We start from the raw sequence: 26,284 nt of genomic DNA, 5'->3' as shown, positions 1-26,284 counted from the left end.
GCGCGTCGTGGCAGCATCGGCGCATGGTCACCACGGGCGCGCCGGGCAGCACGCCGGGCAGCACGCCGGGCAGCCCGGTCCGCTGGGTGCTGCACGTCGACCTCGACCAGTTCCTGGCCGCGGTCGAGGTGCTGCGCCGCCCCGAGCTCGCAGGTCGGCCCGTGGTCGTCGGTGGCCGCGGCGACCCGACCGAGCGGGGCGTCGTCTCGACCGCCTCCTACGAGGCACGCGAGCACGGCGTCCGGTCGGGGATGCCGCTGCGGCTGGCGCACCGCAAGATCCCCGACGCCGTCTTCCTGCCCGTCGACTTCCCGGTCTACGAGGCGGCGTCGGCGGTGGTGATGGCGACCCTGCGGGCCCTGCTGTGGGACGGCGACCCGGTCGACGTCGAGGTGCTCGGCTGGGACGAGGCGTTCGTCGGCCTCCGTCCGGGTGCGCCGGAGCGTCCGCGCGACCCGCAGGCCCTGGCCCAGGACGCCCGGGCCGAGGTCCTCGCCGCGACCGGTCTGCACTGCTCGGTCGGCGTCGGCAACAACAAGCTGCAGGCCAAGATCGCCACCGACTTCGGCAAGCCCCGCGGGGTCCACACGATCACCGACGAGACCTGGTTCGCCCAGATGGGGCACCGGCCCACCCGGGCGCTGTGGGGTGTCGGCGCGAAGATCGAGAAGCGGCTCGCCGCGCTCGGGATCGACACCGTCGCCCAGCTGGCGACCTCCGACGTCCGGGTGCTGGCCGCCGAGATCGGGCCGACGATGGGGCCCTGGTACCACCGCCTCGGCCGCGGCGTCGACACCGGCGCGGTCGACCCGACGCCGTGGGTGGCGCGCGCCCACGGGCGCGAGGAGACCTTCCAGGCCGACCTCGACGACGACGCCGAGATCGAGGCCGAGGTCCGCCGGATCACCCGCCGGGTCGTCGCCGACATCGACGCCGAGGGCCGGCCGGCCTGGCGGGTCGGGCTCAAGGTCCGCGACCGCGCGTTCCAGACCGTCAACCGCAGCCGCAAGCTGCCCGAGCCGACCAGCGACGCCGACGTCCTGGCCGACGCCGTGGTCGCGCTGCTCGCGAAGGTGGAGCGGAGGCGACCGGTGCGGCTGCTCGGCGTCCGGCTGGAGATGGTCGAGCCGGAGGGCGGCTACCCGCGCTGAGCGGCGTCGGCGCGACTCACAGCGACTCCTTCAGCTCCCGCACCACCGAGTCGACGACGGCGACGAGGTCGTCGCCGGTGCGCGCCGCGACCGCCCGCTGGCGCTGGTAGGACGCCCCGCCGGCCACGAGGGCGGCGACCGAGGCGAGCTCGTCGGTGCAGCCGAGCCGGTCGGCGGTCGGGGCGAGCCGCTCCAGCAGGTCGGCGAGGTCGTCGGTCACGAGCCGCTCGGTGCAGTCGGCGTCGAGGATCACGATCGCGTCGAGGCCGTAGCGCGCCGCGCGCCACTTGTTCTCCTGCACGTGCCACGGCGGCATCGTCGGCAGCGTCTCGCCGGCGGCCATCCGGGTGTCGAGGTCGACGACCAGGCAGTGCATCAGCGCGGTCAGCGCACCGAGGTCGTCGAGGGAGGAGACGCCGTCGCAGACCCGGTTCTCCAGGGTGCCCAGGTGGGGGGCAGGGCGCAGGTCCCAACGGATCTCGGAGAGGTCGTCGATCACCCCGGTGGTCATCTGGTCGGAGGCGAAGGCCTCGAACTCCTCCCACGTGGCGAACTGGAAGGGCAGCCCGGCGGTGGGCAGCTGCTGGAACATCAGCGCCCGGTTGGAGGCGTAGCCGGTGTCGACGCCGCTCCACACCGGGGAGGACGCCGACAGCGCCTGCAGGTGCGGGTAGTAGCGCAGCAGCGCGGAGAGCACGGGCATCACCCGCGTCCGCTCCGGCAGGCCCACGTGCACGTGGACGCCCCAGATGAGCATCTGCCGGCCCCACCACTGGGTGCGGTTGATCAGCTCCTCGTAGCGGTGCCCGGCGCTGAGCTGCTGGCCCGACCACGACGCGAAGGGGTGCGTGCCCGCGCCGTACAGGTCGAGGTCGAGGTCGTCGCAGGCCGGCAGCACGCCGGCGAGCGTGCGCCGCAGGTCGGTCATCGCCTCGCCGGTGGTGCGGCACACGCCGGTGACCAGCTCGATGGTGTTGCGGAGCAGCTCCTGGTGCAGCCGGTCGGGGTGCGGCAGCCGCGGCCGGGCCCGGGCGAAGAGGTGCGAGGCGTCGTTGCGCAGGTCGCGGGAGCGGCGGTCGACCAGGGCGAGCTCCCACTCGACGCCGAGCGTGTACTCGGGCGACGGGGTGAAGTCGATGCGCACCCGACCAGCGTTCCACACCGCGTCCGGGCCGGGGTGACGGACGTCGCCCGGCTGCCGGCTTGGGCCCGCGTCGGTCGTGGTCCACCATCGAGGGATGGTCGAGCCCGAGCTGCCCGCGACGCAGCTGATCCCGCTGCCGAACCGACTCGCGCTCACCCTCGACTTCTGTCTGCGGCTCGGCGAGATCCTGCTCTCCTCGGGGGCCGGGGCCGCCGACGTGACCGTGACGATGCTCTCGGTCGCCCGCGCGCTCGGCGCGGCCGACGCCGAGGCCGACATCACCTTCACCCTGCTCACGATGAGCCACCAGACCAGTCCCGACGAGGCGCCGCTGATCGCGCGGCGCCAGGTCGCCCAGCGCGTCACCGACTACCAGGACCTCACGAACGTCGACCACCTGGTGCGCGGGGTCGTCGCGGGCCGCATCGGCCTGCGCGAGGGCCGTGCCGAGCTCAACCGGATCACCTCCACCGGCCACGACCGGCACCGCTGGGCGGTCACGGCGGGCTGGGGCGTGATGTCGGCGGGCATCGCCATCCTCCTGGGCGGCGGGCCGGTCGTCGTCGTGGTCGCCGCCCTGGCCGCACTCCTCATCGACCGGCTGCAGCTGCGCATCGCGCGCCGGCGGCTGCCCACCTTCTACGCCCAGGTCGCCGGCGGCGGCACCGCGGCCCTGGTGGCCGTCGCCGCCCGGGTGCTCGACGAGCGCTTCGACCTCGGGCTGGACGTGTCGTTCGTGATCACCGCCAACATCGTCGTGCTGCTGGCCGGCGTCGGCTTCATGGGCGCGATCCAGGACGCGCTGACCGGCTTCTACATCACCGCCGGCGCGCGGATCACCGAGGCGGTGCTGTCGACGTGCGGCATCATCGCCGGCGTCAGCGGCGGCCTGAGCGTCGCCAGTGCGTTCGGGGTCGACCTGCCGACGGTGGAGCCCGGCGCGACCGGCATCCAGGGGATCGGCATGGCCGCGGTCGGCGGCGCGATCGGCGCGGCCGCGTTCGCCTTCTCCTCCTACTCGCCCAACCGGGTGCTGGCCCCGATCGCGGTGGTCGCGGCGATCGCCGTGACGATCTCGGCCACCGTCGAGGAGCCCGGGCTCGGCCGCACCTGGGCGGTCGGGGTGGCGGCGTTCTTCGTCGGGCTCGTCGGGTACGCCGTCGCCAAGCGCCTGCGCGTGCCGCCGCTCATCGTGGTGGTCTCGTGCGTGGTCCCGATGCTGCCCGGCATCGCGATCTACCGCGGCCTCTCGCTCCTCGGCGAGGGCAGTCGCCGCGACACCTCGCTCGGCCTGGTCGCCATCATCGGCGCGGCCTCCGTGGCGCTGGCCATCGCGGCCGGGGTGATCCTCGGCGAGTACCTGGCCCAGCCGCTGGGCCGCGAGGTCCGACGCGTCGAGGACCGCCTGGTCGGTCCGCGGCTGGTGGGTCCTAGCAGCCTGCTCGGCCGGCGAGCCGGTCGAGCCATCGATCGGCGCACGCGCCGTCGAACGGAGGGTGCTCGCGACGAACCTGCGCCAGGACCCACGCGCAGGACTCCTCCGCAGCGGTGACCACCTCCGCCGGGTAGGCGTGGGTGAGCTGGTGCTCGGCGAACTCGTCCTCGTCGTCGACGAAGGTCACGCCCTCGGCGGTGCGCACGACGTCGAGGTCGAGGTCGACCGCCCGCAGCACCGCGCCGTCCCAGCGCGGGACGGTGGTGATGTCGACGTAGGTCGTGACGCGGTAGCCCGGGGCGTGGAAGGTGGCCACCCAGCCGGCGTCGGGTGGCACGAGCACGACCTGGTCGGTCGAGGACACGAACGTCGCGCCCGGGCGCGCCATCGTCGTGCCGGCGGGGATGCCGATCCAGTCGCCGTGCGCGTCGGAGCCGAGGTGCTGGGCGTCGAAGGCCCAGTGCGGCCGGTCGACCCACTTGGTCATCTCGACGCGGACGGCGTCGCCGGGGTGCAGGGGCATGCTCAGACGATGGTCGCCTTGTCGGGCACGACCTTCTTGGACGCGCGGGCGACGAGGTCCTGGTAGCGCGAGCCGGTGAGCTTGGCGAGGTGGTGCAGGGCGTGGGCGTCGATGCCGACGAGGACCCGCGCCTGGTTCCGCTCGATGCCGCGCACGATGATCGCCGCGGCCTTCTCCGGCGTCATCCGGGCCAGCTTCTTGTCGAACAGCCGCGCCGAGGCGGCGCCGTCCTCCTTCGCGGAGTACCGGGCGTTGCGGGCGATCGCGGTCTTGATGCCGCCGGGGTGGACGGCGGTGACGCCGACCGGGTGACCCGCGACCAGCATCTCCTCCCGCAGTGCCTCGGTCATCCCGCGCACGGCGTACTTGGAGGCGTTGTACATCGACTGGCCGGGCATCGAGATCAGCCCGAACAGCGACGACAGGTTGACGACGTGCCCGTCACCGCTGGCGATGAGGTGGGGGAGGAACTCCTTGGTGCCGTGCACGACACCCCAGAAGTTGATCCCCATGATCCAGTCCATGTCGCCGTACTCGAGGTCGGTCAGGTCGCCGGCCAGCGCGACGCCGGCGTTGTTGACCACGACGTTGACCCGGCCGAAGTCCTCGACGACGTCGAGGGCGTAGCGGGCGAACGCGTCGCGGTCGGCGACGTCGAGCCGGTCGCCGCGCACCTTCGCGACGCCGGCGGCCTCGACCAGGCGCACGGTCTCGGCGAGACCGGCCTCGTCGACGTCCGAGAGGGCGAGCAGCGAGCCCTGGGCCGCGGTGTGCAGCGCGAGGGCCCGGCCGATGCCGGAGCCGGCGCCGGTGATGACGACGACCTTGTCGTGGAGGGTCTTCATGCCTCGACGGTAGTGGCGCTATTGAACAATCGTCAATAGAGTGGGGGCGTGACCGGAGGCACGCAGGACCGCACCGCGGTGGGCAGGACGTCGAGGACCCGGCTCTCGCCGGCCGAGCGCCGCTCCCAGCTGCTCGACCTCGGCGTCACGCTGCTCGCGCACCGCTCGCTCGACGAGCTCAGCATCGAGGTCCTCGCCGAGGAGGCCGGCATCTCCCGCGGCCTGCTCTACCACTACTTCGGCAGCAAGCACGCCTTCCACGAGGCGGTCGTCCGGCGCGCGGCCGACGACCTCATCGCGCAGACCGCGCCGCCGTCGTCGGGGGACCCGCTCGAGCGGCTCGCGACGTCGATGGCGGCCTACCTCGCCTACGTGGAGGCCAGCTACGAGGGCTACCTGTCACTGGTCAAGGGTGCCCAGGGCGGCAACGAGACGCTCCGCGCGATCTACGACGAGGCCCGCGCGGCCCTCACCGACCGGATCTTCGTCGAGGACCAGGGCGGGGACGGCGGCGCACTCCTGCCCGACACCCCGGCCACCCGGCTGCTGGTGCGCGGCTGGTCGGCGATGGCCGAGGACGTCGTGCTGTCGTGGGTCGCCGCGCCCACCGGCGTCACCCGCGACGAGCTGCTGCACCTGCTGGCCACCTCGCTGCCGGCCCTCGTCGCCGCGTCCACGCCGACCCGTCAGTGATCACTGACGGGTCAGCGGGGGGTCGGGCGGAGGCGGAGGGTCAGGCCCCGGAGACGACCGCGGCGAGCTGGTCGAGGCCCCAGGCGAGGTCGGCCTCGGAGACCACGAGCGGGGGAGCGAGCCGGATGGTCGAGCCGTGGGTGTCCTTGGCCAGGACGCCGCGGGCCATCAGCGCCTCGCAGACCTCGCGACCGGTGCCGACCGCCGGGTCGACGTCGACGCCGGCCCACAGACCGCGGACCCGGACGCCGACGACACCGTGGCCGACCATCGCCTCGAGCCGCTCGCGCAGCATCTCGCCGAGCTCGGCCGAGCGGCGCTGGAAGTCACCGGTGGCGAGCAGGTCGACGACGGCGGAGCCGACCGCGCAGGCCAGGGCGTTGCCGCCGAAGGTCGAGCCGTGCTGGCCGGGCTTGAGCACGCCGAGGACGTCGCGGTCGGCCACCACGGCCGAGACCGGGACGATGCCGGCGCCGAGCGCCTTGCCGAGCACGTAGAGGTCGGGGACGACGTCCTCGTGGTCGCAGGCGAAGGTGCGGCCGGTCCGGCCCAGGCCGGCCTGGATCTCGTCGGCGGCGAAGAGGACGTTCTCCCGGGTGCAGGCCTCGCGGATGCCGGTCAGGTAGCCGGCCGGCGGGATGACCACGCCGCCCTCGCCCTGGATCGGCTCGACGAGCACGCCGACCGTGCGGGGCGTGATCGCGGCCTCGAGGGCCGCGAGGTCGCCGTACGGCACGGTGACGAAGCCGGGCGCGAACGGGCCGAAGCCGTCGCGGGCGTCGGGGTCGTCGGAGAAGCCGACGATGGTCGTGGTGCGGCCGTGGAAGTTGCCGCTGGCGACGATGATCTCGGCCTGGTCGGCCGCGACGCCCTTGACCTCGTAGCCCCACTTGCGCATCACCTTCAGCGCGGTCTCGACCGCCTCGGCGCCGGTGTTCATCGGCAGCACGAGCTCCTTGCCGCACAGGTCGCCGAGCTTGGCGGTGAAGTCGGCGAACTGGTCGTGCACGAAGGCGCGGCTGGTCAGGGTGAGCCGGTCGAGCTGGGCGTGGGCGGTCTCGAGGAGACGCGGGTGGGAGTGGCCGAAGTTCAGCGCGGAGTAGCCGGCGAGGAGGTCGAGGTAGCGGCGGCCGTCGACGTCGGTCATCCAGGCGCCCTCGGCGTGGGCGACCACGACGGGGAGCGGGTGGTAGTTGTGGGCCGTGCGGGCCTCGGCGCGGGTGAACTCGGCGGCGGCGCCCGGCTCGGTGTGCTCGGTCTGCTCCGTCAGCGACGCGGTCATGGTCACTCCTCTCCTCGGGGTCTCAGCCCACGGTAGGGGCTGTCCCCAAGATTGTCAGACAATTCTCGCTCGGACGAATCCGGGATCCGCTCAACCTCACCGCCCGGACCGGCGTAGGGACGGGTGAGACAGTGCGACGACGCAGCGGGTGACGCGGAGGAAACGATGACGACGAGACGAGACCAGGAGTTCGAGGAGTTCGTCCTCGCCGCCTGGCCCCGGCTGAGGCGGGCGGCCTACCTGCTCGCCCACGACAGCCACGACGCCGAGGACCTGGTCCAGACGGCGCTGACCCGCAGCTACGCCCGGTGGTCGGCGGTGCGGAAGGAGGGTGCCTACTCCTACGTGCACCGAGCCCTGGTCAACGCCTACATCGACACCACCCGGCGACGCCGCCCGGTGCCGGTCGAGCACGTGCCCGAGCGGGCCACCGACGACGACGACACGTTCGAGGACCGCAGCGAGCTGGTCGACCTGCTCGCCCGGCTCACCCCGCGGGAGCGCTCGATCATCGTCTACCGCTACTACCTGGACACCCCGGAGAAGGAGGTCGCCGAGCGTCTCGGCGTCGCCCCCGGCACCGTCCGCAGCACCGCCTCGCGCGCCCTGGCCCGGGTCCGCGCCGACCAGGAGAGGAACCCCCGATGAACCAGCAGACCGACCTCCCCGACGACGACGCGATGGCGCGCCTGGTCGCGGCGGACCCGACCACCCCGACCCCGCCCGACCTCGCCGCGCTGCGCGCCGGCGGACGCCGCCTGGTGCGACGCCGGCGCCTCGCCGTCGGCGCGGCCGCCGCGGCCGTGGTGCTGGCGGTCGCGGTGCCGCTGGCGGTCGTCGGCGGACCGGACGGGGCGGCGCCCGACTCGGGCCCCGCTGCCCCCTCCAGCACCCGGCCCGACCCGAGCACGGCCCCGACGACCGGCCCGACGACGGCCACGACCCCGCCGGACGCCGGGGCCACCGACAACGTCGACCCCCCGCCGCCGGGCACGGTGGAGCCGGTCCGGGTGCCGATCCCCGGCGGCGGCCGGTTCTCCGGTGAGTGGGAGGAGGGCGAGATCCTGGGCGAGATGGTCGAGCTCGGCGACTACTACGGCTACGAGCAGGTGCTCTACGCCGCGGCCACCGGGCCCGGGGCCGCCGACGCCTGCCTCTCGCTCGGCGTCCGCTACCAGGGTCGGATCCTGCGCCTGTTCTGCGCGACCGCGCCGGCCGCCGACACCAGCGAGCGGTTCGTCATGTGGGGCGGCATGCGCGAGGAGCCCGGCGTGGTCGACACCGTCGAGGGGCCGGGTTACGTGCTGGTCGGATCGGTTCCCGGGGACGCCGAGGTGTCGATCTCGGCGCAGGGGCAGGCGACCCGACCGGTCACCACGGCGCGCACCGACGTCGTCCCGGGCTACACCGTCTTCGTCGACCAGGCGCCGTGGGTCGAGTCGTGGGACGAGCTGCAGCTGGCCCCGCTGACCGTGACCACCGACGGCGACCTGAGCTTCGACGTGCGCCGCCGCAGCTACGTCAGCTGAGCGCGCCCCGTCGTCGGGGATCCCCGTCGTCCGGGATCCCCGACGACCGGGATCCCTTTCGTCCGGGATCCCCGTCTTCCGGGGTCCCGGTCGAGCCAGGCGTCAGTCGAGCCGGACGTCGACCAGGGTGTCCCCGGGCGCACTGGTGAGCCGCACGGTCCCACCGTGCGCGGTCACGATCGCCTCCACCAGCGCCAGGCCGAGGCCGACGCCGCCCTCGCGGTGACGGGAGACGTCGGCGCGGGCGAACCGCTCGAAGGCGTGGGGGAGGACCTCGGGGTCGAAGCCGGGGCCGTCGTCGTGGACGCTGAAGCCGCCGCGGCGCGCGGTGACGGTGACGGTGGTGCCGGGCGGGGTGTACCTGCGGGCGTTGGTCAGCAGGTTCGTCAGCACCTGGTGCAGCCGGTCGGCGTCACCCTCGACCTCGACGGCCTCGTCGGGCAGGTCCAGGCGCCAGTGGTGCTCGGGGCCGACGACGCGGGCGTCCGCGACCGCCTCCAGCAGGAGCCGGGTCAGGTCGACCGGGTCGCGTCGGAGGGGCCGGCCCGAGTCGAGGCGGGCCAGCAGCAGCAGGTCCTCCACCAGGGCGGTCATCCGCTTCGACTCGTCGGCGACCTTCGTCAGCGCGGTCGCCGCGACCGCGGTGTCGTCGGGTCGTCGGCGGGCCAGCTCGGTGTATCCGGCGATCGTCGTGAGCGGCGTGCGCAGCTCGTGCGAGGCGTCGGCGACGAACTGTCGCACCCGCTGCTCGCTCGCGTGCCGCGCGTCGAGCGAGCCCTCGACGTGCGCCAGCAGGGTGTTGAGGGCGGCGCCGACCTGCCCGACCTCGGTGCGCTCGTCGGTCAGGTGGGCCGGCACCCGCTCGGTGACGCCGATCTCGCCCGACTCCAGCGGCAGCGCCGCGACGGTGTGCGCGGTCTCGGCGACCTCGCGCAGCGGACGCAGCTGGCGCCGCACGAGGAGCAGGCTGCCGGCCAGCGCGAGCACCCCGCCGACGACGATGAGCACGACCTCGCCGAGGACGAGGGTCCGGACCGCGTCGCCCACCTCGTCGGCCGGCAGGCCGGTCACGACGACCTTGTCACCGAGGTCGATCGCGACCACCCGGTAGGCGCCGAGGCCGGGCAGGTCGACGCCACGGACCCGGCCGTCGGCGGGCACGTCGGCCAGGACGTCCACGACGTCGTCGCCGACGGCGACCTCCGCGGTCCAGCTCGCGCCGGACCGCTCGCTGAGGACCAGCGCCTGCGGGGCCCGCCCCTCCTCGAGCTCGGCGGTGACCGTGCCGACCTCGGTCCCCAACCGGGGTGCGGGTCGGCCGCCGGGGTCGCCGAAACCGGGTCCGTCGCCACCCGGCCCGAGCGCCCGCTGGCTCGAGTCGGCGACGTCCTGGTCGAGCTGGTGGGTGAGGTAGGCGCGCATCGCCAGCGCGGTGGCGCCGCCGACGAAGACCGAGACGAGCACGACGAGCGCGACGGCGGTGCCGACCAGTCGCGCGGTGAGCGAGGCGAAGCGGTCCCTCACGGCGCCGGCTTCAGGACGTACCCGGCGCCGCGCATCGTGTGGATCATCGGGTCGCGGCCGGCGTCGACCTTCTTGCGCAGGTAGGAGATGTAGAGCTCGACGACGTTGGCCTGGCCGCCGAAGTCGTAGTTCCAGACGCGGTCGAGGATCTGGGCCTTGCTCAGCACCCGCCTCGGGTTGCGCATGAGGAAGCGCAGCAGCTCGAACTCGGTGGCGGTGAGCGTGATCTCCGCGCCCGCGCGCCGCACCTCGTGGCTGTCCTCGTCGAGGGTGAGGTCGCCGACGGCGAGCACCGACGACGTCGCCGCCTGCTGGGCGCCGGAGCGGCGCATCAGCGCGCGCAGCCGGGCCACGACCTCCTCGAGCGAGAACGGCTTGGTGACGTAGTCGTCACCGCCGGCGGTGAGCCCGGCGATCCGGTCCTCGACGGCGTCGCGCGCGGTGAGGAACAGCACCGGGACGTCGGGGTGCGTGCCGCGCATCCGGCGCAGCACCTCGAGGCCGTCGAGGTCCGGCAGCATCATGTCGAGCACCACGGCGTCGGGCTCGGTCGCCCGCGCCGCCGCCACGGCCCGGGTGCCGGTGTGGGCGGTCTCGACCTGCCAGCCCTCGTAGCGCAGCGCCATCGAGATCAGCTCGGCGATGTTGACCTCGTCGTCGACCACGAGCACCCGGACCGGCGACCCGTCGGGACGGGTGAGGCGGGGGACGACGTCGGGTGCGGCAGCCATGACGACACTGTGGACCGGCTGTCTGTGTGTTGGCTGTGAACGCGCTGGGCGCAGCGGGTGGCTTCAGGCGCGCCGGTAGCTGCTCGGCGGGACGCCGACCAACGCGGTGAAGTCGCGCGCGAAGTGCGCCTGGTCGTACCAGCCGTGGGCGGCGGCGAGGTCGGCCATCGAGCCGTCGTAGCCGGAGTCGAGGACGGTGACGACGTCGTGCATCCGGTAGCGGGCCAGCACCCACTTGGGCCCGACGCCGACGTAGCGCGCGAAGAGCCGCTCCAGGGCGCGCCGCGAGAGCCCGTGTCGCTCGGCGACGTCGTCGACCCGCAGGAGGGTGCGGTCGCCGAGCATCGCCTCGACGAGGTGGAGCAGCCGGTTGTGGGCCGGGTCGACCGTCTCGGGCACCAGGGGGCGCACGGCCGCTGCGGCGACCTTTGTCGCGTCGGCCGCCGGCGTGCCGGGGGCCAGGCCGGCGAGCACGTCGAGCACCCCGCGCGGCAGCAGCTCCGCTGCCGGTGCGGTGCGGTCGACCCACGCCCGCGCGTCGGCGCCGGTGAGGGCAACGAGGCCGCCGGGTCGCAGCTTGACCCCGTGGACCCAGCCCGAGCCGGTGACCTCCACCTCGAAGCGCCGGGTCGTGACCCCGGTGACGAGCACGACCTCGCCGCCGGCCGCCGCCCGCGCGGCCCCGTGCTCGACGGTGAGGTTGCAGGCCGGGTGGGGGATCACCGCGCTCGGGTACGCCGTGTGCTCGGGGAGGTCCCAGGCGAGCGTCCAGTGGTACTCGACCCAGGGGGCGAGGTCGGCCGGCGTCTCGGTGCGCTCCATGGTGACGTGGCGGGCGAACTCCTCGGGGCGCAGGATCCCGGCCCGCGTCGACGTCGCATTTCTCCTAGCCGCCACCCCACGATCGTAGGGACGATCGGGGACATGACCTCGACACCGGCGACCGCCGTGCTCAAGATGACCACCCTCGACTGTGCCGACGTCCGCGCCGAGGCGGCGTTCTGGTCGGCCCTGCTGGGCTGGGACGTCGCCCACGTGCAGGACGAGTACGCCATGCTGACCGACCCCACCGGTGCCTCGCCGGCGCTCGGCCTCGGGCAGGTGCCGGACCACCGGCCGCCGTCCTGGCCCGACGAGGGCGGCGGCAAGCAGTTCCACCTCGACCTCGCCTGCGACGACGTGGCGGCGACCGAGGAGCGGGCGCTCGGGCTCGGCGCCGCCCTCGCGGACCCCCAGCCCGGCGAGACCTGGCGGGTGCTGCTCGACCCCGCCGGCCACCCGTTCTGCCTCACCGACGCCTCGCGGTGGTAGCCGGCTGGCAGCCGGCGCACGTCGTCCGCACAGGCTCCTGACAGGTCCGCGACCGACGGTGGGGCCATGGACGACACCCGCCACCAGCCTCCCGTGCCCGCCGCCGACCAGCCCGCAGCCGACCAGCCGCTCGCCGCCGACCAGCCTGCCGCCGCCGACGGCTCCCCGGACGCCCCGCCGGCGGCCACCGAGACGCCGGCCGCACCGGCGCGGACCCCGCTGCGGGACCGGGTCCTCGGCCTGCGCGGCGTCGTCGCCGTCGCCCTGGCCGCGCTCATCCTCGGTGGGCTCGGCGGCGCCGCGATCGGCGCGCTGGCCGGCGGCGACGACGACCGGCACGGTCCCGGCGGGCCCGGCGGCGGCCCGGGCGGCCAGGGCGGGCAGCTCCCGCCCGGCCGGAACCTCCAGCCCGGCGAGCAGGGCCGGCTGCCCGGCGGCGGCCCGCCGCCCGGCACCGCCCCGGACGACACCCAGCCCGACACCCAGCCCGACTCGTCGGGTGACACGGGCGGCTCCACCACCTGAGGCGGTGGGTCCGGGCTACTGCCGGGTGGCCATCACGATCGCCACGACGGCGGCGATCACCGCGAGGGCCGCGACCACGGCGGCCGCGATCTTCAGCGCGCTGTAGGGACGGTCGCCGATCACCTTGCCGGTGTTGGCGTTGACCAGCACCTGGTAGGTCTTGCCGCCGTAGAGGTAGGTGGCGATCCACAGCGGCATGAGGACGAGCTTGAACATCGCCCGCGAGTAGGTGACGTCCATCTCGGAGATCCGCTGCTCGTCGCCGCCGATGTCGCGCTCGACGTCCTGGCGGATCACCTCGCGCATCGCGCCGCGGGCCTCCTCGGAGCCGGCCTGCGGGTCGACGTCGTAGCGGACGGCGGAGTAGCCGGTGAGGTACTCGGGCTGGAAGGGCCGCGCCTCCGAGAGCGTCCAGGGGCCCATCTTCTCGAGCTGCTCGCGGTCGAGGTGGTGGCTGGCGACCACGACGACGTCGTCGAAGGAGCGGTCGACGCTGCCGGCGGCCCCCCGCCAGCGGGTCCGCCGCTCGCGGTAGGTCTCGGTGCGGGACCCGCCCTTGCCGTCGGAGACCCGCCGGGTCCTCGTCACGTAGTAGTGGTCGCCGCGCTGGCCGCGGTAGTCGGTGTCGGTGTGGGCGTCGAAGGTCCAGTGCGGCAGGTAGGTGCCGCGCAGACCCTCGGTCGAGCCGACCCGCTTGAGCGCGGTCGGCGCGAACCGGCGCGAGCCGACCCACGTGCGGAAGTTCTCCCGCGCCCCGTTGCGGTCGACGTGGAACGGGAGCACCGCCTCCGGCTCGACGAGGCCCTCCTGCTTGGTGACGGCGACCAGCGCGCCGCTGCAGAACTGGCAGGTCGAGGCCAGGTCCGTGCTCTCCGACCGGGCGCCGCAGTTGCCGCACTCGAGCTCGACGGCGGCCAGCGACGCGACGCTGAGCCCGCCGTGCCGGGCGACCCACTCGTCGAAGGAGTGCTCGGTGATCGTCGCCTCCGACGGCGCGATCTCCTGCTGGGCTCCGCACGAGCCGCACCGCAGCGACGTCGTGCCCGGGGCGTACGCCGTCTGGGCGCCGCAGCTGGGGCAGACCGCGCTCAGGTGCTCGTCACCGACCTCGTGGTCGAGCATGCCGTCGGTGTCACCCGTCTCGTCGGCGCCGCCGGGGTGCCCGGGCTGCGCCGGCTCCGGTGGCTCGGGGTCGGAGAAGGGCAGGGGAGGAGGGGCGCCGGTGCCGGACATCGCGTCGTCCTCAGGCGCTCGGCGGCAGCGGCGGCGGGGTCGCCGGGAACAGCGCCCGGATCTCCGCGACGTCGCTCGCCGGCGTCCAGGCCTCCATGCCGTCGCGCCACACGAGCGTCTCGCGGGTCAGCTCACCCGCGGCGACCCGCTCCTGCAGCTCGGACCGGTCGAGGGGTCCGACCTGCTGGCCGCCGATCGCGACGAAGAAGGCCGACGACGTGGTCGGCAGCGGCGGTGGCGCGGCGGCCGCGGCGGCCGGGGCGGCAGCCGGGGCAGCCGCCGGCGGCGGGGCGGGCGGCTGGGCCTGCGGTGCGAGGGCGCCGGCCATCTGCTGGCCGAGCGCGACACCGACGCCGAGGCCGACCCCCTCGCCGGCGCCACCGGGGTTGTTGGCGGCGTCGCCGATGGCGGTCGCGGCCTGGAACTTGGCGTACTGGTCGAGGTTGCCGAGCACGCCCATCGACGTGCGCTTGTCGAGGACCTCCTCGACCTCCTTCGGGAGCGAGATGTTCTCGATGACGAAGCGCGGGATCTCGATGCCCATCGAGCCGAGCTGCTCGGACAGGGTGAGCGCGAGCTGGTCGGCGATGCCCTGCTGGTTGGCCGCGAGGTCGAGCATCGGCACGTTCGCCTGGGCCAGCGCCGTGCCGAGCTGGGAGACGATCGACTGGCGCAGGAACTCCGAGACCTCCTCGGTGCGGAACTGCGGGTCGGTGCCGACCAGCTCGCGCAGCAGCTTCGCGCCGTCGGTGATCCGCAGCGCGTAGGTGCCGAACGCCCGCAGCCGCACCATCCCGAACTCCGCGTCGCGCAGCGTGACGGGGTTCTGGGTGCCCCACTTCATGTCGGTGTACTGGCGGGTGCCGACGAAGTAGACCTCGGCCTTGAAGGGCGAGTCGAAGCCGTACTTCCAGCCCTTGAGGGTAGAGAGGATCGGCAGGTTCTTCGTCTCCACCGAGTGGGTGCCCGGCCCGAAGACGTCGGCGATCTCGCCCTCGTTGACGAACACGGCCTGCTGGCCCTCGCGCACGACCAGCCGGGCGCCGTTCTTGATCTCGTTGTCGTGGCGCGGGAAGCGCCACACGAGGGTGTCGCGACTGTCGTCGAGGAACTCGATGATGTCGATGAACTCGCCGCGGATGGCATCCATCAGGCCCATGGGGTTGTCGCCTCTCTCGTGCAGTCGGTCGTGCCGTCGGTCGTGTCGCCGGTCGTGCTGTCGTCCGGTACGAGACCGTAGTCGACCGCGTCCGGGTGCTGCCCTCTTATCCACTCGACGCCCTCACCACACCACCGGGCAGAATGGAGGCACCATGTCCTCCCCGCCTGCCGAGCGTCGCGTCGAGCTCGGCATCACCTATCCGCCCGAGCTCCCGGTGAGCCAGCGGCGCGACGACATCGCGGCCGCGATCCGCGACCACCAGGTCGTCATCGTGGCCGGCGAGACCGGGTCGGGGAAGACCACCCAGCTGCCGAAGATCTGCCTCGAGCTCGGCCGCGGCCCCGGTGGTCGCGGGGGGCTCATCGGCCACACCCAGCCCCGGCGGATCGCCGCCCGCTCGGTCGCCGAGCGGATCGCCGCCGAGCTCGGGACCACGATCGGTGACCCCGACAGCATCGTGGGCTACCAGGTGCGCTTCACCGACCGGACCTCGCGCGCGGGCCGGGTCAAGGTGATGACCGACGGCATCCTGCTGGCCGAGCTGCAGCGCGACCGCCAGCTGCGCAGGTACGACACGCTCATCATCGACGAGGCCCACGAGCGCAGCCTCAACATCGACTTCCTGCTGGGCTACCTCAAGCGGCTGCTGCCGCGGCGTCCCGACCTGAAGCTGATCATCACCTCGGCGACCATCGACGTCGAGCGCTTCGCCCGGCACTTCGGCGGCGCCCCCGTCGTGGAGGTCTCGGGCCGCACCTACCCCGTCGAGGTGCGCTACCGCCCGCTCGTCGACGTGATGGAGGACGACGAGGAGGGCGAGCCGATCGTCCGCGACCAGACCGAGGCGATCGTCGACGCCGTCAAGGAGCTCGGCGCCGAGGGACAGGGCGACGTCCTGGTCTTCCTGCCCGGCGAGCGCGAGATCCGCGACACCGCCGACGCGCTCTCGACCGCGCTCGGCGAGCGCGGGCCCGAGATCGTGCCGCTGTACTCCCGGCTCTCGGCCGCCGAGCAGCACCGCGTCTTCGCCGCGCACAGCGGACGCCGCGTGGTGCTGTCCACCAACGTCGCCGAGACCTCGCTGACGGTGCCGGGCATCCGCTACGTCGTCGACACCGGCGTCGCCCGGATCTCGCGCTACTCGGTGCGCACCAAGGTGCAGCGGCTGCCCATCGAGCCGATCAGCCAGGCCTCGGCCAACCAGCGCTCCGGCCGTTGCGGCCGCGTCGCCGCCGGCATCGCGATCCGTCTCTACTCCGAGGAGGACTTCGAGTCCCGCCCCGAGTTCACCGAGCCCGAGATCCTGCGCACCAACCTCGCCTCCGTCATCCTCCAGATGACCTCCCTCGGCCTCGGCGACGTCGCCCGGTTCCCCTTCGTCGAGCCCCCCGACCGCCGCAACGTCCAGGCCGGCGTCCAGCTGCTCGAGGAGCTCAACGCGGTCGTGGTCGGCGCCGGGCCGCAGGCCGGCTCCGAGGCGCCCCCCGACGACCGGCCCCGAGGTCGCCGGCGGGGTGGGAGCGACCGTCAGGAGGGGTCCGGGCGGGGGCGCCAGGACGGCCCCCGGCTCACCGAGACCGGACGACGCCTCGCGCGGCTGCCGATCGACCCCCGGCTGGCCCGGATGATCCTGGAGGCCGAGCGGCTGGGGTGCGTGCGCGAGGTGGTCGTGATCGCGGCCGCGCTGAGCCTGCAGGACCCCCGCGAGCGGCCGGCGGAGCAGCGGCCGCAGGCCGACCAGCAGCACGCCCGGTTCAAGGTGGAGGGCTCGGACTTCCTCACCTGGCTCGAGCTGTGGCGCTACCTCAAGCAGCAGCAGCGCGACCTGAGCAGCAGCGCGTTCCGGCGGATGTGCAAGCGCGAGTTCCTCAACTACCTGCGCGTGCGGGAGTGGCAGGACTTCGAGTCGCAGCTGCGCCAGGTCTGCAAGGAGATGAAGATCGACGTCGGCCAGCCCGCCGACACCCCCGACGCCGACGGCATCCACCAGGCCCTCCTGTCGGGGCTGCTCAGCCACGTCGGCCTGCTCGAGGAGCGCGAGAAGGAGAAGCCCGGCGCCCGGTCGGGCGCCGGCGGCCAGGGCGGGCGTCGTCCGATGCGCGAGTACGTCGGCGCCCGCGGCGCCCGGTTCGTGATCTTCCCCGGCAGCGGCCTGGCGAAGAAGGCCCCGGCGTTCCTCATGGCCGGCGAGCTCGTCGAGACCGGCCGGCTCTGGGCCCGCCAGAACGCCGCGATCGAGCCCGAGTGGGCCGAGCGGCTCGGCGCGCACCTGGTCAAGCGCACCTACTCCGAGCCGCACTGGTCGAGGAAGCGCGCGGCCGTGATGGCCCACGAGCGGGTCACCCTGTACGGCGTCCCGCTCGTCGCCGACCGGCTCGTGCAGTTCGGCACCATCGACCGGGCGCTCGCGCGCGAGCTCTTCATCCGCCACGCGCTGGTCTACGGCGAGTGGTCGACGCGGCAGAAGTTCTTCACCCGCAACCTCGAGCTGCTCGAGGAGGCCGCCGAGCTCGAGCACCGCGCCCGGCGCCGGGGGATCGTCGTCGACGAGCACACCCTGTTCGACTTCTACGACGCCCGCGTCGGTCCCGACGTCGTCAGCGGCGCGCACTTCGACTCCTGGTGGAAGCGCGAGCGACAGCGCCGCCCCGAGCTGCTCACCTTCGACCTCGACATGCTCACCCACGACTCCGCGGACGCCGTCCGCGAGGCCGACTTCCCGAGCAGCTGGCACGGCGACAGCCCGGCCGGCGGTGGCCGCGAGGGCCTGACCTTCCCGATCAGCTACCACTTCGAGCCGGGGTCGGCCGAGGACGGCATCACCATCGACGTGCCCGTCGCGACGCTCAACCAGGTCAGCGACGGCGACTTCTCCTGGAACGTGCCCGGCCTGCGCGAGGAGCTGGTCACCTCCCTGATCCGCAGCCTGCCCAAGAACCTGCGCGTCGCGCTCGTGCCCGCCCCCGACCGGGCCCGGTCCTTCCTCGGCGAGGTGCCGGCCGGGGAGGAGCCGCTGCTCGACGCGCTCGAGCGGTGGGTCCGCGCGACCACCGGGGTCGTCGTCCCGCGGGAGGCGTGGGACTGGAGCCGCGTCGCGGAGCACCTGCGGCCGACCTACCGCGTCGTCGACGACGCCGGGGCCGAGCAGGCCCGCGGCAAGGACCTCGAGGCGCTCAAGGCGCCGTTGCGACCCCAGTTCGCGGCCGCCCTCGACGAGGTCGCGCACGAGAGCGGCCTGGCCCGCACCGGCGAGACCACCTGGACCTTCGGCACCATCCCGCCCGCGATCACCGAGCGCCGCGCCGGTCACGAGGTGACCGCCCACCCGGCCCTGGTCGACGAGGGCGCGAGCGTCGGGCTGGCCGTCGTCGGGTCGCTCGAGGAGGCCGAGGCCCGGCACCGCCTCGGCGTGCGCCGCCTGCTCGCCCTGGTCGTCCCCGACCCGACCGCACGGGTCCTCGGCGGGCTCGACAACCTCCAGAAGCTCGGCCTGGCCGGCTCGCCCTACCCGACGGTCGCCGACCTGCTCGCCGACTGCCGCACCGCCGTCCTCGGCGACGTCGTCGACGCCCGCCCGCCCGTGCGCGACGAGGCCGGGTTCGCCGCGCTCGTCGCGGCGGCGTCGGTCGAGCACGAGGCAGCGGTGCGGGCGACCGTCGCCGACGTCATCGGGGTGCTCGACCACTGGCGGACCACCGACAAGGCGCTCGGGGGCCGCGCCGACATGGCCCAGCTGCCGGCGCTCACCGACATGAAGGCGCAGCTGGACCGGCTCGTCGTCCGGGGCTTCGTCGGCGAGGCCGGCGCGCTGCGGCTGCGCCGCTACCCGACCTACCTGCGGGCCCTCGAGGTGCGCCGCGCCCGGCTCGACGAGGGCGGCGCGGCCGTCGTCCGCGACCGGCAGCACCTCGACCAGGTGGCCTCGCTGCAGGAGGCCTACCTGCACCGCCTCGCCGCGCTGCCGCCCGGCCGCCCCGCCGACGCCCGGCTGCGCCAGGTCCGCTGGATGCTCGAGGAGTACCGCGTCTCGCTGTGGGCCCAGCAGCTGGGCACCGACGGCCCGGTCAGCGACCAGCGCATCCGCAGGGCGCTGGGCTCGTAGGGGCTCAGCCGGGCGCGACCGACCAGCCCAGCTCGTCGGCGATCCCGCCGGCGGCGTCGGCGGCGATCGCGCAGGTGTCGGCCTCCCGGCCGTGGGCCGAGACGTCGACGGTGACCCAGGCCGGCTCGGTCGGCAGGTACAGCGAGCAGGAGCCCCCGGCGAGCGTCGTCACGTACGCCGCGTCGCCGTCGACCTCGTAGGGGTCGGTGATCGAGTCCTCGCCCTCGGTCTCGGTGAACACGCCCGGCAGCGGCGGGTCGAACAGCGCGACGCGGAGGTCACCCGGCGTCGTCTCGTCGCCCCAGCTGCACTCGGTCCGGTTCGCCCGCGCGAGTGCGGGCGGGACGTCGTCGGGGGCGTCGGCCTCGATGTCGTCGGCGCTCAGCGGCTCCGGCGCGACGGCGCCGGGCTCGTCGAAGACCTGCTCCAGGATCCCGTCGGGCAGCAGCGCGCACACGTCGGTGTCCAGCCAGGCCTCGCGCTCCGCGCCGCCGCCGGCCCCGCCGCCACCACCGCCGCCGTCGTCCTCGCCGGAGGAGCAGCCGGCCAGGGCGAGGACGACGGCCAGCAGGGTCGCGACGGCGGGGGCGCAGGGACGGCGCATGGCGACGACCGTTCCCCGGTCGCGGGCCCCCGAACCCCGCCGTGCGTAGCCTGGTGGGGTGCCCGAACCCACCCCCGAGCCCCGTCCGCGCCAGCGCGCGCACCAGCGTCCGCTGGCCCGCTGGTCGGCGTACTTCGACGACTTCGAGGGCGGCGCGGACCCGGCGCTGGTCAGCGAGGCGGCCGACCGGGCGGCGACGCTGCTCGTGCGCGGCGCCCGCCACGTCGACGACGACGCCGTCGCCGAGCGGCTGCTCCACCTCGCCGACACCGAGGGCATCGAGACGGTCGCCGAGGTCTGGGCCGGCTCGCCGGCCGACTCGCTCGCGGGCTGCCTGTGGCGGCTCTACCTGCTGCGGTCCTGGGTGCACGCCGACCCCCTGCGCGTCGCCCGCGAGTACGACGCCGGCCGGTCCCGCGCCCAGGTCGCCGAGGTCGTCGCCGGCGTCGCCGACCCGCCCGGGCCCGCCGAGCTGCGCGCGATGGTCGACGACGTCCTGCGCGGCATCGCCGGCGGCGACTTCGCCGACGTCCTCCTGCGCGCGGCCGCCTTCGGCCGGGTCGTGGCCACCGGTCGCGCGATCCTCGCCGAGACCTCCGAGCCCGACGTGCGCCGGATGCTCGGCCTCGCCGAGCAGCTCGAGGTCGCCGCCGGCCTCGAGCTCGACGGCCGGCTGTCCTGAGACCGGACTCACAGCGCGTCGACCGCCTGGGGAGGAGCCCTGGGGAATGGCCGCCGGGCGGGTAGGGTTGTGCAGGTCGAGCACGTCGGGCTGTGGCAGCCCCGGGTCCCAACACAAGCCGCTACGAGCGGCCACGCGCCGTGAGGCGCTCCCGGTCCGGCGTGCTCGACGCTTCCTCCCCCGGAGTCGGCGAGGCTGCCCGTCCGTGGTGGTCGGCCGGGGTGTCGGTGGTGGTCGGTAGGGTGTCGCAGCACGGTCGCCGCACCCGAGGAGCACGATGAGACGACGCCTGAGCCGTCGGCTCGCCCTGGCCCTGGCGGCCGTCCTGGTGACGTCCCTGGCCGCGTGCGACCAGCAGGCCGACGACGAGCCGCCGCCCGGCCCGGTGACGCTGCGCTTCGGGGTGTTCGGCAGCGACGAGGAGGTCGCGGCCTACCAGGCCGTGGTCGACGGCTACAACGCGCAGGCCGTCAGCACCGAGGTCGAGCTCGAGTCGTGGCCCGACAGCGCCGCGCTCGCCGCCGCGCTCGACGCGGGCGACGCCGCGCCCGACATCTTCCTGACCGCCCGCCGCGACCTGCGGGGCATCGTCGACGCCGGCCACAACGCGCCGCTGTTCGACCTGTTGGAGGCGCGCGACATCAGCTACGGCGACGGCTACTCCCAGACCGGCATCGAGGCGTTCTCCTCCGACGACGACCTCCAGTGCATGCCCTACTCGGTCTCGCCGATGGTCATCTACTACAACACCGACCTGATCGACTTCGAGGCGATGCGCGAGCGCGGCCTGCCGGCGCCCGACGACGAGCTGGAGGGCTGGACGTTCGAGGAGTTCGAGGCCGCCGCCGCCTACGCCACCCGCCCGCGCGGCAACGTCAAGGGCGTCAGCGTCGAGCCCCGGCTGCGCAGCCTGGCGCCGTTCCTCTACTCCGGGGGCGGACGGCTCTTCGACGACGACGCCGACCCGACGTCGCTGGCCCTCTCGGCCGACGAGAACGTCGAGCCCCTCACCACCACGCTCGAGCTGCTGCGCGGATCGCTCACCCTGACCCCCGACCAGCTGGCCCGGGCCACCCCGCGCGAGTGGTTCGAGCGCGGCAAGCTCGCCATGATCGAGGGCTACCGCGAGATCACCCCCGAGCTGCGCGAGGTCGACGGCCTCGACTTCGACGTGATGCCGATGCCCACCCTCGGCGCCCCCGCCACCATCGCCGAGATCAGCGGCCTGTGCCTGGCACCGGGCGAGCGGGTCCAGCAGGCCGCCGACTTCCTCGTCCACGCCATCTCCGACACCAGCGTCGCGACCGTCGCGCGGGCCGGCCACACCGTGCCGGCCAACCTGACCGTCGCCCGCTCCGACGCGTTCCTGCAGCCCGGCGAGCTGCCCGCGCACGCGGGGGTCTTCAACGCCAGCGCGCAGAACATCGTGCTGCTGCCCGTCATCGAGGAGGGCCTCGAGCTCGACGAGGCGGTCCGGCCGCTGGTCGAGGAGATGCTCAACGGCAGCGTCATCGACCCGCCGAGCCTGACCGCCGAGATCGACGAGGTGTCCCGCTCGGTGCTCGACCCCGACTACGAGCCGGAGCCGTCCGACTCGTCGTCCTGACCCTCGGGCGCCTCGGCGGCCGCGGGAGTCTCGGGTGCCTCGGGTGCCGTCTCCGGGGGAGTCTGGGCCGACCGGTCCGCCTCCAGGACGGCGGTCACGATGACCGGTGCGGTCAGCGCCACCTGCCACGCCCGCGCCCCGAGCGCGGTGAGCTGGTCGACGACGGCGTCGAGCAGGTCACCGGGGTCGCGGGTCGCGGGCGGCGACCAGAGCGTGCGCCGCAGCGTGTCGGGGGTCAGCAGGTTCTCGACCGGGATGGAGTGCTGCGCCGACAGCGCCAGCACGGCCTCGCGGGCCAGCTGCAGCCGGACGGCGGCGACCGGGTCCTTCTCCGCCCAGGCGCGCGGCACCGGCGGGCCGTCGCCGCGCGGCGACCGGCTGGGCAGGTCGTCCTCGTCGAGCTCGGCGGCCTCGGTGAGCGCGTCGACCCAGCGGGCGGCGTACCGCTCGGCGCCGCGGCCGTGGAAGCCCTTGACCCCCTGCAGCTCGGCGCGGTCGGCGGGCATGGCGACGGCGGCCGCGACGATCGCGGCGTCGGGGATGATCCGTCCCGGGGTGACGTCGCGGCGCTCGGCGAGCTCGTCGCGGGTCTCCCACAGCGCCTTGACCGCCGCGAGGGCGCGGCGGCCGCGGACCCGGTGCAGCCCCGAGGTGCGGCGCCACGCGTCGACCCGCGGGGTCGGGGTGAAGCTGCGCAGCGCGTCGAACTCCTGGCGCGCCCACTCGGCCTTGCCGGTCTCCTCGAGCTCGGCGGCCAGCAGGTCGCGCAGCTCGACCAGCACCTCGACGTCGAGGGCGGCGTACTCGAGCCACGACTCCGGGAGCGGGCGCGTCGACCAGTCGGCGGCCGAGTGCTCCTTCTTCATCCGGAAGCCGACGAGGGTCTCGACCAGCGTCGCGAGCCCGACCCGCGGGTAGCCGAGCAGCCGGCCGGCGAGCTCGGTGTCGAACAGCGCCGAGGGGTACAGGCCGACCTCGGTGAGGCACGGCAGGTCCTGGGTCGCGGCGTGCAGGATCCACTCGGTGCCCTCGAGCGCCTCGGCCAGCGGGGCGAGGGAGTCGAAGGCCACGGGGTCGACCAGGCCGGTGCCGCTGCCGTTGCGGCGCAGCTGGATCAGGTAGGCGCGCCCGGAGTAGCGGTAGCCCGAGGCGCGCTCGGCGTCGATCGCCACCGGGCCGGTGCCGGCCGCGAGCCGCGCGCAGTACTCGACCAGCGCCGCCTCGGTGTCGATGAGCGGCGGCAGCCCGTCGGCGAGGAGCAGCAGCGGCGCGGGCGGCGCCTCGGGCTCGGCGGGCGCCTCGTCGACGTCCTCGGGGGTCGTCCCGGGGGCCTCGAGGTCCTCGGGCAGGGGAGTGTCGGCGGGCGTGGTCATCGGCCGGGGGTGCCGCGCTGGCCGCGACGGCTCGGGAGCACGACGACGCCGTCGGGCACCGGCTCGAGACCGGACGCCGCGCACAGCAGCTCGCCCCAGGCCTCCACGTGCGGGGTGATGTCGAACCCGGCCGGGCCGCCGGGACCGTCGGGGGCGGCGACCGGCGTCCACGACGCGCGGACCTCGACCTGGGCGGTGCCGCCGTCCTCGGCCATGCCGCCGAAGCTCTCGGTCGCGACCCGGGTGACGGTGCCGGAGGCGGCGGTGTGGGCCGCGCCGTGGGCCTCGAGGGCGTCGGTGAGCCAGGACCAGCCGACGTGGGCGAGCATCGGGTCGGCGACCAGCTCCAGCTCGACCTCCGCGCGGCAGTAGGCGACGCAGCGGAAGGTGCCGTCCCAGGCGTCGTTGCCGTCGGGGTCGTGCAGCAGGATCAGCCGTCCGGTGCCGACGTCGGTCTCGTCGACGGTCACGTCGGCCGACAGGGCGGCGGCGTACGGCGCGATCCGCTGCGGGGCCGGCATCTCCTCGCAGAAGACCTCCGGCCGCAGCGGGGCAGCGCGCATCGCGGCGACCGCGGCGCGGAACTCCGCCGGCGCGACGCTCGACTCCTGACGCACCACCATGCGCTCACCCTAGGGCGGTCCCGGGGATCCGATCGCCTGACACGCTGGAGGGGATGCGAGGCTTGGTGGGTGACGACCCCTCCCGGACCGGCCGACCGACCCGTCGACCTGCTGGCGCAGAGCGCCTTCCTCAAGGCCGTGCGCGGGGAGCCGGTGCCGCACACCCCGGTCTGGTACATGCGACAGGCGGGCCGCTCGCTGCCGGAGTACCTCGCGCTGCGCGAGGGCGTCGGGATGCTCGAGTCGTGCATGACGCCCGAGCTGGTCGTCGAGATCACCCTGCAGCCGGTGCGGCGCTACGACGTGGACGCGGCCATCTTCTTCTCCGACATCGTGCTGCCGCTGAAGGCGGTCGGCGTCGACCTCGACATCAAGCCCGGGGTCGGCCCGGTCGTCGCGCACCCCGTGCGCACCCTCGCCGACGTCGAGGCGATCCCCGACCTCACCCCCGAGCACGTCCCCTTCATCACCGAGGCCGTGCGCACGCTGGTCGCCGAGCTGGGCGCGACGCCGCTCATCGGTTTCGCGGGTGCGCCGTTCACCGTGGCGTCCTACCTCGTCGAGGGCGGTCCGTCCAAGGAGCACGCGAAGACCAAGGCGATGATGTTCGGGGCGCCCGAGGTGTGGGACGCGCTGATGCGCAAGATCGGCGCGATGGCGGCGTCCTACCTCGAGGTCCAGGTCGCCGCCGGCGCGTCCGCCGTCCAGCTCTTCGACTCGTGGGCCGGCGCGCTCACCCCCGACGACTACCGCACGCACGTGATGCCGCACTCGGCCCGCGTGCTCGAGCGGGCCGGGGCGCTCGGCGTCCCGCGGATCCACTTCGGCGTGGGCACGTCGAACCTCCTCGGCCTGATGGGGGAGGCCGGCGCGGACGTCGTCGGCGTCGACTGGCGCACCCCGCTGGCCTCCGCGATCCCGCTCGTCGGCGACCGCGCGGTGCAGGGCAACCTCGACCCGACGCTGGTCTTCGCCCCCACCGAGGTGATGACCGCGCGCGCCGCCGAGGTGATCGAGGCGGGCCGCGCCGCCCGCGGCCACGTCTTCAACCTCGGGCACGGCGTCATCCCCTCGACCGACCCCGACCAGCTGGCCCGGCTCACCGAGTTCGTGCAGACCTACCCGCTCTCACGCTGACGGGTCGCCACCGGCGGCGGCCGGTGCCGGGCTCGTTGCGGCGGTCACGGGACGGTGGCGGCGCAGGAGCACCCACGCCGGGACGCCGACCAGCAGCAGCACGACCGCGAACGGCAGCACCGCGCCGGTCGCGGTGAACAGCCCGGTGGCGACGGTCGTGAACGCCGACCACCCGCCCTCGAGGCCGGCGACGAACCCGGTCTCCTCCTTCTTCTCCTTCTCCTCCTCCACCGCGGGCGCCTCCTCGCGGGGCCGCTCGACCGAGACGGTGATCGTCGACATCGAGGTCTGGTCGGCCAGGTAGGTCTGCCGCTGCTGCAGCGAGCCGAGGTCGGCCTCGCGGCGGGCCAGCTCGCGCTCGATGCTCACGACGTCGCGGATGCTGGTGGCCTGGTCGAGCAGGATGCTGATCCGCTCGATGCTGCGCTTCTGCAGCTCGACCCGCACGTCGACGTCGATCACCTCGGTGGTGACGTCCTTGGAGCTGGACGAGGCGTCGACCAGGGAGGTGCCCTCGAGCGCCTTCAGGTCGGCCAGCACGTCGTCGAAGGTCGCCTCGGGCACCCGGAGGGTCAGCATGCTGCGCTCGGCGGCGCCGTCCTGGTCGGCCTCGGTGTTCTCGTCGGAGACCTCCCCACGCGCCTCGACGACGATCTTCCGGACGCCGAAGACGGCGGCGCCGACGTCCTCGGAGCGCAGCGCCACGTTGCCGTTGCGGATCACCGCCGCCCCGTCGGGGCGGGTGGCCTGGGCCGGCTGCTCCGACGCCGTGCTGTCGTTCGCGGACCGGGCGGCGCTGTCGACGTCCGCGCTGCCCGCCTCGTCGGCGAGGTAGGCCTGGGCCGAGGACGCCGCCTCGGGGGCCGCCGCGCGGGGCGCCTCGGCGGACAACTCGGTGGAGCTGCTGCCGTCACCGCCCCCGGCGTCGTCGGAGCCGCTCGAGGAGCACGCGCCCACCGCGAGGGTGAGGACGGCCAGGGTTGCTGCCGCGGCGCCCAGGCGCCGGCCACGTCGTGAGGTCATACGCGTCCGACGTGGTCGGCCCGGCATCGGTTCCCTCGGCCCGGCC

Annotated in this window: 23 protein-coding genes and 1 pseudogene; 11 read left to right on the top strand and 13 right to left on the bottom strand. The window is 74.4% G+C overall.

What is annotated here, in order from left to right:
* Positions 1-23: 23 nt before the first annotated feature.
* On the top strand, positions 24-1,151 hold the full coding sequence (locus FE634_RS15345; RefSeq protein WP_138876386.1) for a DNA polymerase IV: 1,128 nt from the start codon (positions 24-26) through the stop codon (positions 1,149-1,151).
* Positions 1,152-1,167: 16 nt separating this feature from the next.
* Here the strand turns inward: FE634_RS15345 and FE634_RS15340 are convergent, their stop codons facing one another.
* On the bottom strand, positions 1,168-2,295 hold the full coding sequence (locus FE634_RS15340) for a glutamate--cysteine ligase (RefSeq protein ID WP_137293776.1): 1,128 nt from the start codon (positions 2,293-2,295) through the stop codon (positions 1,168-1,170).
* 94 nt (positions 2,296-2,389) lie between these two features.
* Between FE634_RS15340 and FE634_RS15335 the strand changes: the two genes are divergently transcribed.
* Positions 2,390-3,847 carry a threonine/serine exporter family protein gene (locus FE634_RS15335; RefSeq protein WP_148240744.1) on the top strand — a complete coding sequence of 486 codons (1,458 nt, stop codon included), beginning with the start codon at positions 2,390-2,392 and terminating at the stop codon, positions 3,845-3,847.
* A gap of 100 nt (positions 3,848-3,947) precedes the next feature.
* On the opposite strand, the pseudogene FE634_RS21695 reads toward FE634_RS15335, so the two are convergent.
* Together FE634_RS21695 and FE634_RS15325 are read right to left on the bottom strand one after the other, a co-directional pair.
* A pseudogene (locus tag FE634_RS21695) lies at positions 3,948-4,118 on the bottom strand (hypothetical protein); the annotation flags it as partial.
* A 137-nt stretch (positions 4,119-4,255) separates the two neighbouring features.
* Positions 4,256-5,098, bottom strand: coding sequence for an SDR family NAD(P)-dependent oxidoreductase (locus FE634_RS15325; protein WP_138876384.1), 843 nt, complete (start codon positions 5,096-5,098; stop codon positions 4,256-4,258).
* Between the two features lie 48 nt (positions 5,099-5,146).
* Between FE634_RS15325 and FE634_RS15320 the strand changes: the two genes are divergently transcribed.
* A complete protein-coding gene (locus tag FE634_RS15320) occupies positions 5,147-5,791 on the top strand; it encodes a TetR/AcrR family transcriptional regulator (RefSeq protein ID WP_262347447.1) in 645 nt (214 codons plus the stop codon).
* Positions 5,792-5,831: 40 nt separating this feature from the next.
* Here the strand turns inward: FE634_RS15320 and rocD are convergent, their stop codons facing one another.
* Complete coding sequence (rocD, locus tag FE634_RS15315) at positions 5,832-7,073, bottom strand: ornithine--oxo-acid transaminase (RefSeq protein WP_138876383.1); 1,242 nt, start codon at positions 7,071-7,073, stop codon at positions 5,832-5,834.
* 165 nt (positions 7,074-7,238) lie between these two features.
* Here rocD and FE634_RS15310 point away from each other — a divergent pair, with 165 nt between their 5' ends.
* Entirely contained in the window at positions 7,239-7,721 is a 483-nt protein-coding gene (locus FE634_RS15310) for a SigE family RNA polymerase sigma factor (RefSeq protein ID WP_138876382.1), read from the top strand.
* Entirely contained in the window at positions 7,718-8,602 is an 885-nt protein-coding gene (locus FE634_RS15305; protein ID WP_148240742.1) for a hypothetical protein, read from the top strand. Before FE634_RS15310 ends, FE634_RS15305 begins: the two co-directional genes overlap by 4 nt.
* A gap of 102 nt (positions 8,603-8,704) precedes the next feature.
* Here FE634_RS15305 and FE634_RS15300 read toward each other — a convergent pair whose 3' ends face one another.
* The 3 genes from FE634_RS15300 to FE634_RS15290 all read right to left on the bottom strand — a co-directional run bounded on the left by FE634_RS15300 (position 8,705) and on the right by FE634_RS15290 (position 11,754).
* Positions 8,705-10,126 (bottom strand): sensor histidine kinase, encoded by a 1,422-nt coding sequence (locus FE634_RS15300; protein WP_262347446.1) that lies wholly within the window; start codon positions 10,124-10,126, stop codon positions 8,705-8,707.
* Positions 10,123-10,857: a response regulator transcription factor gene (locus FE634_RS15295; protein WP_138876380.1), complete on the bottom strand. Its 735-nt coding sequence runs from the start codon at positions 10,855-10,857 to the stop codon at positions 10,123-10,125. The genes FE634_RS15300 and FE634_RS15295 overlap by 4 nt, the downstream gene beginning before the upstream one ends.
* Before the next feature lie 63 nt (positions 10,858-10,920).
* Entirely contained in the window at positions 10,921-11,754 is an 834-nt protein-coding gene (locus tag FE634_RS15290) for a helix-turn-helix domain-containing protein (RefSeq protein ID WP_222847594.1), read from the bottom strand.
* Between the two features lie 27 nt (positions 11,755-11,781).
* Between FE634_RS15290 and FE634_RS15285 the strand changes: the two genes are divergently transcribed.
* Together FE634_RS15285 and FE634_RS15280 are read left to right on the top strand one after the other, a co-directional pair.
* Positions 11,782-12,168, top strand: coding sequence for a VOC family protein (locus FE634_RS15285; RefSeq protein ID WP_138876379.1), 387 nt, complete (start codon positions 11,782-11,784; stop codon positions 12,166-12,168).
* Between the two features lie 66 nt (positions 12,169-12,234).
* Positions 12,235-12,693, top strand: coding sequence for a hypothetical protein (locus tag FE634_RS15280; protein ID WP_138876378.1), 459 nt, complete (start codon positions 12,235-12,237; stop codon positions 12,691-12,693).
* Between the two features lie 15 nt (positions 12,694-12,708).
* Here FE634_RS15280 and FE634_RS15275 read toward each other — a convergent pair whose 3' ends face one another.
* Positions 12,709-13,926, bottom strand: coding sequence for a TFIIB-type zinc ribbon-containing protein (locus tag FE634_RS15275; RefSeq protein ID WP_222847593.1), 1,218 nt, complete (start codon positions 13,924-13,926; stop codon positions 12,709-12,711).
* Between the two features lie 10 nt (positions 13,927-13,936).
* On the bottom strand, positions 13,937-15,085 hold the full coding sequence (locus tag FE634_RS15270; RefSeq protein ID WP_138876377.1) for an SPFH domain-containing protein: 1,149 nt from the start codon (positions 15,083-15,085) through the stop codon (positions 13,937-13,939).
* A gap of 154 nt (positions 15,086-15,239) precedes the next feature.
* On the opposite strand from FE634_RS15270, the gene hrpA reads away from it, so the two are divergent.
* Positions 15,240-19,190 carry an ATP-dependent RNA helicase HrpA gene (gene hrpA / locus FE634_RS15265; RefSeq protein ID WP_222847592.1) on the top strand — a complete coding sequence of 1,317 codons (3,951 nt, stop codon included), beginning with the start codon at positions 15,240-15,242 and terminating at the stop codon, positions 19,188-19,190.
* Between the two features lie 4 nt (positions 19,191-19,194).
* Here hrpA and FE634_RS15260 read toward each other — a convergent pair whose 3' ends face one another.
* Positions 19,195-19,794 (bottom strand): hypothetical protein, encoded by a 600-nt coding sequence (locus tag FE634_RS15260; RefSeq protein ID WP_138876376.1) that lies wholly within the window; start codon positions 19,792-19,794, stop codon positions 19,195-19,197.
* A gap of 58 nt (positions 19,795-19,852) precedes the next feature.
* On the opposite strand from FE634_RS15260, the gene FE634_RS15255 reads away from it, so the two are divergent.
* Both FE634_RS15255 and FE634_RS15250 read left to right on the top strand, forming a co-directional pair.
* Positions 19,853-20,476: a hypothetical protein gene (locus tag FE634_RS15255; protein ID WP_262347444.1), complete on the top strand. Its 624-nt coding sequence runs from the start codon at positions 19,853-19,855 to the stop codon at positions 20,474-20,476.
* A 277-nt stretch (positions 20,477-20,753) separates the two neighbouring features.
* Positions 20,754-22,082 (top strand): extracellular solute-binding protein, encoded by a 1,329-nt coding sequence (locus tag FE634_RS15250; protein WP_137295489.1) that lies wholly within the window; start codon positions 20,754-20,756, stop codon positions 22,080-22,082.
* Here FE634_RS15250 and FE634_RS15245 read toward each other — a convergent pair.
* Together FE634_RS15245 and FE634_RS15240 are read right to left on the bottom strand one after the other, a co-directional pair.
* Entirely contained in the window at positions 22,049-23,455 is a 1,407-nt protein-coding gene (locus FE634_RS15245; protein ID WP_138876375.1) for an HRDC domain-containing protein, read from the bottom strand. The genes FE634_RS15250 and FE634_RS15245 overlap by 34 nt on opposite strands.
* The gene (locus FE634_RS15240; RefSeq protein ID WP_137295487.1) at positions 23,452-24,078 is read right to left on the bottom strand and encodes a DUF3000 domain-containing protein; all 627 of its coding nucleotides are present in this window, start codon (positions 24,076-24,078) and stop codon (positions 23,452-23,454) included. The genes FE634_RS15245 and FE634_RS15240 overlap by 4 nt, the downstream gene beginning before the upstream one ends.
* A 69-nt stretch (positions 24,079-24,147) precedes the next feature.
* On the opposite strand from FE634_RS15240, the gene hemE reads away from it, so the two are divergent.
* The gene (hemE, locus tag FE634_RS15235) at positions 24,148-25,215 is read left to right on the top strand and encodes a uroporphyrinogen decarboxylase (protein ID WP_262347443.1); all 1,068 of its coding nucleotides are present in this window, start codon (positions 24,148-24,150) and stop codon (positions 25,213-25,215) included.
* Here the strand turns inward: hemE and FE634_RS15230 are convergent.
* Entirely contained in the window at positions 25,207-26,238 is a 1,032-nt protein-coding gene (locus FE634_RS15230) for a DUF4349 domain-containing protein (RefSeq protein WP_187366722.1), read from the bottom strand. The two genes, hemE and FE634_RS15230, sit on opposite strands and share 9 nt — an antisense overlap.
* Positions 26,239-26,284: the final 46 nt, after the last annotated feature.

Source organism: Nocardioides sp. S-1144 (genome assembly GCF_005954645.2).
Classification (GTDB): Bacteria; Actinomycetota; Actinomycetes; order Propionibacteriales; family Nocardioidaceae; genus Nocardioides; species Nocardioides dongxiaopingii.
Note: the sequence above shows the minus strand (reverse complement) of the source record. Positions and strands in the feature narration are given on the sequence as shown.